Annotated in this window: 8 protein-coding genes; 2 read left to right on the top strand and 6 right to left on the bottom strand. The window is 60.5% G+C overall.

What is annotated here, in order from left to right; translation table 11 throughout:
- Positions 1-46: 46 nt before the first annotated feature.
- From J4F42_06470 to J4F42_06495, 6 genes are all read right to left on the bottom strand, one after another.
- Positions 47-1,279 (bottom strand): VWA domain-containing protein, encoded by a 1,233-nt coding sequence (locus J4F42_06470; protein ID MCE2485140.1) that lies wholly within the window; start codon positions 1,277-1,279, stop codon positions 47-49.
- A 45-nt stretch (positions 1,280-1,324) separates the two neighbouring features.
- Positions 1,325-1,744, bottom strand: a complete 420-nt coding sequence (locus J4F42_06475) for a biopolymer transporter ExbD (GenBank protein ID MCE2485141.1) — start codon at positions 1,742-1,744, stop codon at positions 1,325-1,327.
- Between the two features lie 25 nt (positions 1,745-1,769).
- A complete protein-coding gene (locus tag J4F42_06480) occupies positions 1,770-2,417 on the bottom strand; it encodes a MotA/TolQ/ExbB proton channel family protein (protein MCE2485142.1) in 648 nt (215 codons plus the stop codon).
- Positions 2,418-2,483: 66 nt separating this feature from the next.
- A complete protein-coding gene (locus J4F42_06485) occupies positions 2,484-3,089 on the bottom strand; it encodes a PadR family transcriptional regulator (protein MCE2485143.1) in 606 nt (201 codons plus the stop codon).
- A 270-nt stretch (positions 3,090-3,359) separates the two neighbouring features.
- Positions 3,360-4,061 carry a histidine phosphatase family protein gene (locus J4F42_06490; GenBank protein MCE2485144.1) on the bottom strand — a complete coding sequence of 234 codons (702 nt, stop codon included), beginning with the start codon at positions 4,059-4,061 and terminating at the stop codon, positions 3,360-3,362.
- A gap of 88 nt (positions 4,062-4,149) precedes the next feature.
- A complete protein-coding gene (locus J4F42_06495) occupies positions 4,150-6,378 on the bottom strand; it encodes a TonB-dependent receptor (protein MCE2485145.1) in 2,229 nt (742 codons plus the stop codon).
- A gap of 691 nt (positions 6,379-7,069) precedes the next feature.
- Between J4F42_06495 and J4F42_06500 the strand changes: the two genes are divergently transcribed.
- Together J4F42_06500 and J4F42_06505 are read left to right on the top strand one after the other, a co-directional pair.
- Entirely contained in the window at positions 7,070-8,176 is a 1,107-nt protein-coding gene (locus J4F42_06500) for a hypothetical protein (GenBank protein MCE2485146.1), read from the top strand.
- Positions 8,177-8,328: 152 nt separating this feature from the next.
- Positions 8,329-8,772, top strand: coding sequence for a pyridoxamine 5'-phosphate oxidase family protein (locus J4F42_06505; protein ID MCE2485147.1), 444 nt, complete (start codon positions 8,329-8,331; stop codon positions 8,770-8,772).
- Positions 8,773-8,800 lie beyond the last annotated feature (28 nt).

An 8,800-nucleotide genomic window follows, 5' to 3' on the forward strand; every position in this document is an offset into this window, starting at 1 on the left:
GAAAGGGAGGCGTGATCTCGTTGCATTCTCTATTACGGATGCCTTTTTAGCTCAGGTCTCGCAGGAAGCGTTCCATCTCCGTTTCCCAGCGCGTGCCAAAGGTCAGGACGATGATCTGCTTGGTCAGCTGTTTCTCGTCGGTCAAGGGGATGAACTCGCCGCCGCCGGCGGTGGCGATCGAGGCCATGGTGTCCCGGAACTCCTGGTAGAAGCCGGGCAGCGGAGATGGGCTAAAGGCGATATTGGTCAGATGCGCAGTCTGTTTCCACAGGGAGCGCTCAAAGTCTTCGTGCATCTTTTCGGCCAAGTCCAGGGCGCTCACATAGCCGCCCCCGGCCCGGAAGCTCTGAGCCAGATTCAGGATATTGCTGACCGACTCGGGGTGTGGAGACGAGCCCGACACGATGACCAGAATCCGGCGCGATTTCTTGCGCCAGCTGAGGTCGTGGATCGCCACATCAACGCCCTCGTACACCGCCTCGGGCCAGTCACCCCCACCGCCGGCTTCGAGGTTGGCCAGAAAACCCTGTAGCTTCGAGGTCGAGAAGCTGAAATCGACCCAGCGGGTGACGTAATCCTCACCCCGGTCCCGGTAGGCCACAATGCCGACCCGGGTCGTATCGACCATGGTTTGGAGGGACTCGATCATGTTGCTGAGCCGCTCGCGAACCGAGTCGATCACGAACTGCATGCTGTCGGTGGCGTCCACGACCAGGGCGACATCAATGCCGACCCGCCGCAGCCCGCCGACCCGGTCGCCGAAGTCGCCGCCGGCCACCCCGTCGAGCGAGCCGCTCAGATTGGTGATCTGGGTGGTGATACCCTTGAGATCGTCAGAAGTCCGGCCGACCTGAATGGTGACCGGGCTGAAGGAGTTACTCAGAATCGGCATGGCGGTCGGCTTGATGGCGGCCACCCGGCCGGCCAGCGGTGGTGGGCCGGACGACCATTTCTTGACTTGTCTGTGCGGTAGCATGTCCATCGACAAGGCGCCGGGCAGGTCTCTGAGGGACGGCTCGCCCTCCCAGTCGTCCGGGTCTTTCTGGTCCTCGGCCTGGGCGGCCGGGTCCTGGGCGAACGGCAGGGCGGTCACTTTGATGAGGTCCTGACCCTTCTGGATCACGGTCACCGCCGTGGTGGCAAACACCGACAGCAGCAGCAGGTGGGCGACGGTGGAGACGGCAAACCAGCGCGCGTTGGTGCCGAACCGGCCTCGGGACAACCACAGGTCTTCCTGGGGGTCGGTCACGCCGGTGCGTTCTTTTTCGGCGGAAGCCATACCTAGTCCTCCTTCTTTATCTCGCGTCTGTCAGAGCCGAAGGGCTTAGCCCGCCCCCTGCTGGGCGGCGATGGCAATCTGGGTTGCCCCGGCCCGCTGGGCCGCCGACAGAATCTTGACCGCCTCGCCCAGGATCACCGATTGGTCGCCCTCCAGGACGACCGGGACATCCTGCATCGTTTCGATGATCGGCCGCAGATACAGTTCAAGCTCAGCCAGGGCGACCGGCTGATTGTTGACGAAAATTTCTTTCTGGGGGGTGACCGTGACGATGATCTGGCGCGGTTCGGACTCGGTTTCCTGGACCCGCGGCAGATCGATCGTGGCGCCCGACTGGACCATCGCCACGCTGGTCACCATGAAGATGATCAGCAGGACGAGAAAGATATCGGTCAGCGGGGTGATGTTGATCTCGGACATGACCTCGTCACGCCCGCCCCTCTTTTTGGGACCACTCATGGCCATGAGATTATCTCCTTTTTCCTGAGTCCTAAGCGGACTGGGCCGCTTCTCTCCTGCCGATGCGGATGGCGTCGATGATGCGGTCAGAACCAATCGTCATGGCCGTATCAATCCGTTCCAGCTTGGTATTGAAATAATTGTAGAAGATAACGGCGATGATAGCGACCGCCAGACCGAGCGCCGTGGCCACCAATGCCTCGGAAATACCGCCGGCCACGACGGTAAACCCGCCGCTGCCCTCGACCGCCATGCTTTGGAAAGATTTGATAATCCCGACCACCGTCCCCAGCAGGCCGATGAACGGCGCGCTGACGCCGGTAGTGGCCAGAATCCAGATCGCGCCCTTGAGCCCTTCGGCCTCTTCCAGGCGACGCTCTTCGGCCAGGCTTGACAGCTGCTCGGTGGATTCGTCCTGCTGGCGGGCGATGATCTCGCGGAACACCCGTCCGGCGGGCAATTTGTTCTCGGCTTGGCTGGTCTCCAGGGCGGTGTTGAAATCACCCTGCTGCAAGGGACTCACCAGGTCTCTGGCCAGATGCAGGGTTTTTGTCATGATCCCGCCCAGGTTCCACAGCCGTTCCAGAATGATCGTGATACACACCACTGACATGATGATAAGCGGGTAGCTGACATACCACCCCTGGTGAATCATATCCATGACGCTTAAACCTTCCACAGTCTGTCCTCCTATGGTTAAAAAGCGGATGCTTGGCTCAGCTGCTCATCCTCGTCCGCTTTTGGGTTACTGACCCAGGTTTTCCTCCTCAGCCGAAGAGGCAGGGTGCTGTATTGGTTCACCGAAGCTGTCTTGCATATCAAGTTCGTGCAGAAATTGTTTGAGCCAGTCGATCTCGGCTTTGAAGTGGACCAGACCGTGTTCAATGATCTTGGCCTGGGTGAGGGTGGCCTTCTTCTGGTCTGTCCAGTAGCTGTGTTGTTCGACAACCCAGGCCAGCCGCTTTTCAGCCCACTCCAGGTGTGTGTTCAGGGCTGTGCGCAGTTCGTCGGGGCTGACGAAATGACCGAAGGCCAGGGCCGTGTTGATGGGGTCAAAGACCTTTTCTCTGCTCTCGGTGTCGAACAACAGGCGGCGCAGTTCGGTCTGCAGATACTCGCGACCGGTCGCCGTAATCTGGTACACCTGCCGTGTGGGGTAGCGCCCTTTTTGTTCGGCCCAGGCTTTCTCCACATAGCCGGAACGTTCGAGTTGGCCAAGGTTGTAGTATAAGGACCCCCCGCTCAGATTGATGTAGGTCGCGAACAGCCGCCGTTCGACCTCCTGACGCAGTTCATAGCCGTGACACGGTCGCTCGGACAGAAGACCTAGGATGACGAGATGTACGCTCACAGAGTACCTTTCTCAGAATAGTTTGCGCAGACTATATTGCTTGGGGATAATAAAAAGGCAGGCTCAAGACGCGATGCACAGAATAGACCTGATGGAGAACGGTATTTGGTGATGAACGGGACCCGATATGGGAAGTCAGCACGACTTTGTAGCGAGGTTTTATCCTTCTCAAAGTAGTTTGCACAGACTATATAGGGAAAACTTTGGCTTTTGTCAAGCAAATTTTTGAAGAAAAATACAGGATGGCTTTCCCCGTCGTGCAGGCCCGGCTTATGGCAGACGGTCTTTCTGGATCACCCCCCGCTCGTGGAGGAGATTGAGGATGATATCGAGGCTGTGGTCCCACAGCTTGACCTTGAGCTGGTCGTACAGGGTGAAGTTGGCCAGCCGCAGCATGGGCCGGTCATCGACAAAGTCAATGATGTTGATGCAGCCAAAGTCTTGCTCGATGTTGAACACGCGCCCGTCGGTGATGCCCAGCACAGAGGCCAGCAGGGCATTATTGCTGCCGCCGTGGGCGACGGCCAACAGCGTCCGCCAGTCGGCTTGGGCGAGGACGCCGCGCAGAAACCGCTCCGTGCGTTCCCGGACCTGACGGAAACTCTCGCCGCCCAGATACGGCTCGTCCCAGCCGGTGGTCGGACTGGTAAAGAAACGCTGAACGGCGCGAAAAATGTCGGTCAGATCCTGGCCGGCGGTCAGCTCCTCGCTCGGTGTGATCTCCGCCAAGTCAGGCTCCAGGCTGACCTCCAGGCCCGTCTCGTCGGCAATGATCCGGGCCGTTTCGTGGGAACGTGACAGCGGGCTGGAGTAGATGCGGTCGAGCCGGACGGCGCGAAACAGCAGGGCGGCGGTGGCGATTTGTTCCCGGCCGCGCTCGGTCAGCGCCCCGTTGCCGATCGCTCCCTCGTTGGCGACCCGCTGGTACAGGGTTTCCCCGTGGCGCATGAGATAGATTCGGCGGCGTTCCATGAGCGTGCCTCCTTAGGCATCCGGCAGTGGGCCAGGGTCGAGAGCTGGCGGATCGGGCGTCTCCGAAAAGACGGCCGTCCCAGGCCGATCAGACACCCGTGAAGTGATAGGTCACCTCCAGGCCGAAGACCCGCCCTTTCATCAGCGGTGAGAAGGTGCCGGCGGGCAGCTGGATGTCGCTCCCGAACCGCGTGGAGTCCAGCAGGTTCTTGCCGTACAGGCCGACCACCCACTGACCATCGTTGATGTGGATATCCAGCCCGGCCTGCAACATTTTCTGCTGGCGGTTGAACCCGGTGTTGTCGTCGTTGGCATACTCTTTGTCGCGGTAGGCGTAGGTGACGCGCGAGGCGAGCCGATAGCGGCTGCCGACCCGCAGCGTGTGCAGCAGACCCAGGCTGTAGGTCCAGCGCGCGGCCCGGGGCGGTTTGAGATCCTCGTCCTTTGCGTCCAGCCTGCCGTCGCGGTTGAGGTCGAACTTGACCGCGGTATAGTCCGGCTCGACGTAGCCGAGCGAGCCGAGCGCGATCAAGCTGGGGGTGAGGGCAAACATCCCCTCCACTTCCAGGCCCCAGAATTCGGCGTCGGCCGTGTTCCGAATTACCTGCACGATGTTCTGCACGGTTTGGATGGTCGGCCTGCCGTCCACAAAAGTGATGACGGGCAGACCGGTGTCCGGGTCCGGGACGGGCAGGTTCTCGCCGAAACTCAGCTCCCGTTGCAGATCGTCGACGAAGTTATAGAAGAACGCCGCGTTGAGGCGGCCGCGGCTGCCGAAGGTTTTCTTGAAGCCGATCTCGAAACTGTCGATCCGTTCTTCGTCGAACGCCTCGGCGTCAAGATCGCGGGCAGCCTTCAGGCCGAGCCGCTCGAGCAGGGCGATCTGGGCGTCCGGCAGACCCCTGGTCACATCGTAAAATGAGTCGCGCAGATTATAGCCGCCGGACCGGAAGCCGCGTGCCCAGTGGGTGTACAGCAGTGTCTCGTCATCAAACCGGTAGCTCAGCCCGATTTTGGGCGACAGATTATTCCAGCTCGCCTCGTCTTTGAAATGGCTGGGGCAGTCGGGGCCGTCCACGATATGACACCGGGTGCCTCCGTTGCGGAGGATATTCGTAATCTCGGCGGCTTTCTCTTCATGGGTGTAGCGCAGTCCGGCGGTCAGCGTCAGCCGCTCGGTCAGATCGTAGTCTCCGGCCATGAACAGCCCAAAGGTCTCAACCGCATAGATGCCGCCACCGTTGAATTCCGGCATGCCGCCAATATTGTCGCCGAAAAACCGCTGCTCATGATAGTCGAGATCGTTCTGAAAATAGTAGAAGCCGGTGGTCAGGAATAGGCGGTCGAGAAACACGCCGCTGTAGCGCAGCTCGTTGCTGAACTGCTCGGCGGCCTGGGCGCCGCCGCCGTGGAAGAAGGTGAGCGGCGTCGAGTCGGCATCGCTCAGCGCATCTCCCGCCCCCTCGCGCCAGCCGAAGATATTGGTCAGCGTCCCCTTGCCGAAGGGAATGTCCCAGTCGGCCCGGGCGTTGAAGAAGTTGATATAGGTCTTCAGGAAGCCGTCTTCGTTGACGGCGAAGTCGTGGCTGTCGCGGTCGAAGTTGAAAAGCGGATGGGACAGGCCGGACCCGTTGGTATGGTTCTGGCCCGCCGGGCCGTCGCCGTCGAGGTCCTGATATTCGTAGCGCAGCGTCAACCGCAGGGTGTCCAGGGGCTGCCAGGTGACGACTGGCCGCAGCATCAGCGTATCCTGGGCGCCGAACGCCTTGCCGTCGTACTCATTCTCAAACCAGCCCTGGTCCTGGTTGGAATAGACTGTGAAGCGGGCGCGCAAAGTCTTGGTCAGCGGGGCGTTGAGCGTGCCCGAGACGTACATGTTGGGCGCCTTGCCGCCGCCTTCGACCGTGCTGCGAACCGTGGCCTCATAGCGGTCGGTGGGGAGCTTGGTGTTGACCAGGATGGCCCCGCCTATCACATTGCGACCGAACAGAACGCCTTGCGGGCCGCGCAAGACCTCGATGCTCTCCAGGTCGAAGGCGTCGTACAGCACCCCCGCGTTCGTCCCCAGGTAGATGCCGTCAACGAAAACGCCGACCGTCGGATCGATGGACGGAATCGAGCTGTTGATGCCCAGGCCGCGCATCGAGAAATTCGCGATACCCCGCCCCACACCAGCGTCTTCGAGAGCCACATTCGGCATGCTGATCGACAGGTCACTCAGGTCGCGCAGCTTGAGGGCGTCAATCTGTTCGGCGTCGAAGGCGGTGATCGACAGCGGTACGTCCTGACTCGGCTGAGATCGTTTCTGAGCGGTCACGACCACATCCTCCAACAGGAAGGTGGTGTCGGAGGCGGCCGCTTCAGCTTCCGATCCGGTGTCTGCCGGTCTGGGAGTCTGGGCCTTGGCCGGCAATGCAACAGCCCCCAGCACCAGGACGACGCTTAGCGCAAGCAGACCCAGGACGGCCGGCGCCGACATTGCACACAGGTCCGCCTGTTGGTTTGCAGCCGTCTTGGCCACAGGATGCATGGTTCTTACTGTCGTATTCGTGGGTGTCCACACGCCCATAGGGCTATAGCGTGCGCTGCGCAGCCGGACAAGGGGGAAATGGATCGGGCGCGGCTCCTTCTGTTCCGCAGGGTGACGTAACCGACCGAGAGCATCTGCCAATTCGATTGATCACCGGGAGCAGCATGTTGCAAAGTCGTGTTGCTCTGCCACCTGCTGGGCTGTATCGTTCCTCTGAAACCCGTCTGATGGAGACACTCCAGTGATTACCATTATAAAAGACGCCAACGTCTATACGATGATCGTCCATTTTGAGATAGAGCCGGCACACCAAAATGATGCTGCCCGAGAATGCCAAGCGTCTGCGGGCCGGGGGGTATGTCACCCTCAACTTCGACTACCGTATCGTTCGAGACAGCAGACAACGCTCTGCGCCGGAACTGTAGGTCAGTGCAAATCCGGTCTGATAGGATCGTTTTCGTGAGGAGGGTGAATAGCGATGTCTCGATTCAATGGTTCCGTATTACTCGTCGGCAGTATTCCGGGCAAGGATGCCCATGACACCATGTCCAGCTGCGCCGAGGGCTTGGGCAGCCTGCTGGGAACCCTGCCCGACGGCGAAACCGGCTTTCGGAGAGGCTGGATCAACTTCTTGGCCGCCAAAACCTACGCCGCGTGTGAGCAGCTGGCGACGGTGGCGCGGCCATTGCCGGTCGATCCCAGCGCACCCGACGAATGGCGCACGGCCGATATGGACTGGATTCCTCGGGGTTTTCAGGATCACTGGCAGTTTAAGATCAAAGACCCGGGGTTGCCGCTGCGTTTTGAGACGCTCGGGTATGCGGACGACGCCAGGCAATCCTACCAGACGTTCTGCTCGCTCCGCGACCGGGGCGTGATTCCTCAGGGCGTACGCTTCCAGGTGTCCCTCCCCTTGACCGAAAGCGGCACCCGCCTCTTCATTGGACATTCTCCCGAATCGTTTCAGCCGCTGTGGGACGCGTACCAGGATGCCATGCGGCGCGAACTCGCCCAGCTCAGCCAGGAGATTCCTCCCGGCGATCTTGCCGTCCAGTGGGATATTGCGGTTGAGGTGGCCTGTATCGAGGCCAACGACCATGATCCCATGATGGGCCTGCCGTGGGACGCACCGGGTGACCCGTTTGACCGATATGGCCAGGCGCTGGCGGACCTGAGTCCGTATATTCACGCGGACGCCCTGCTCGGGCTGCACCTGTGTTATGGCGACCTGGGGCATAAGCACTTCAAGGAGCCTGAAGACTTGGGCGTCGTCGTCCGCATGGCCAATGCCGGCGTCGCCGCGATTCGGCGGCCGGTTGATTTCGTGCATATGCCGGTGCCGAGAAATCGGCACGATGATGCCTACTTTGCGCCGCTGGCCGATCTCTCGATTGGGACCACCAAACTGTTCCTGGGGCTCGTCCATCACACGGATGGCGTCGAGGGTACGCTGCGGCGCTTGGCAACGGCTCAGCAGCACGCCCGCGGCTTTGGCCTTGCCACCGAGTGTGGCTTTGGCCGCCGACCGCCCGAGACGATTCCTGAGCTGATGCGGATTCACCGCGAGGCGGCGACCCGCCTGTGACGGACGGGCCGCCGTGCTCAGCCGCCAGCCGATCCGTATGGCAAATGTCGGGGCAGAGAAGACCGGACACAGTATGGTTTAAGCGGACCATTAGCAGGCGGCGCGCATAGCCCATGCCGCCCATAAGATCTGAACACGGAAAGGAGAGAGCCATGGACGCGGAACAAAAACAAAAACTCGCCGACCTCTGTGCGCAGCAGCACGTGGGGGTACTGACGACTCAGGGTGAGGAGTGGCCGACAGCCCATCTGCAGGCGTTCGGACAGACTGACGATCTCGATCTGATTGTTATCATGTTGGTTGACGCTGAAAAGTATCACAATCTCCTCAAACGCCCGCACGCGGCGGTGGTGATTGACAATAGAGACACGGGCGACGTTTCGACGCTACAAGTCGCCCGAGCCACAATTCAGGGACTGGCGAAAGAAGTCGTTCGGGACAGCGCGGAATGGAACGAGTTGAAAGACAGTTTTCTGAAAAAGAATCCGTTTGAAGAGCCGTTCTTTGGCTACGCTACGCTACGCATGATGCGTATTACGCCGAAGCGTATCTCTTATGCCAATGGCTTGGCGGATACGTTCAAGCTTGCGTTGTAGGAACCGCTCGGGCAAGCCGCAGATCGGA

Source organism: Desulfurellaceae bacterium, from assembly GCA_021296095.1.
Classification (GTDB): domain Bacteria; phylum Desulfobacterota; class Binatia; order Bin18; family Bin18; genus JAAXHF01.